Origin of the sequence: Myxococcus llanfairpwllgwyngyllgogerychwyrndrobwllllantysiliogogogochensis (assembly GCF_006636215.1) — a bacterium.
GTDB classification, from domain to species: Bacteria; Myxococcota; Myxococcia; order Myxococcales; family Myxococcaceae; genus Myxococcus; species Myxococcus llanfairpwllgwyngyllgogerychwyrndrobwllllantysiliogogogochensis.
Genome location: NZ_VIFM01001027.1, coordinates 1 through 383 on the forward strand (window position 1 = coordinate 1; position 383 = coordinate 383).

1 protein-coding gene is annotated in these 383 nt (G+C 57.7%); it reads right to left on the minus strand.

Going from position 1 to position 383, the window contains the following annotated elements:
- A partial coding sequence (locus tag FJV41_RS56715; protein ID WP_141649712.1) for an ATP-binding cassette domain-containing protein occupies positions 1 to 371 on the minus strand: 371 nt, incomplete at its 3' end.
- Positions 372 to 383: the final 12 nt, after the last annotated feature.

The following is a 383-nucleotide window of genomic DNA, read 5'->3' on the forward strand; positions in this document are numbered from 1 at the left end:
GTCCAGGCGTCGATGGCGTCCAGCTTACCGTGGACGGTGGCGATAGCATGACCGTCGTTGCGTTCGTTAGCCTGCTGGAGCGCGGCCTCCAGCTGGCGATACTCTCGATCGCCGTCAATGACATAATCGATTGCCGGCTGCGGTAGCGCCGGGGTTTCATGATTCACCCAGGCCAGCTGCCAGTTGCCGGGAAAGGTCATACTGCCGCCGTCAGCGCTTATCTCGTTTTTCAAAAGCGATAGCAGCGTCGATTTCCCGCAGCCGTTTTTCCCCATCAGACTGACCTTTTGGCCAGGATTGATGGTAGCGGTGGCGTTGTCCAGCAGGACGCGTACGCCGCGACGAATATGTAACGAGGAGAAAACAATCATAAGGCGCCGTAT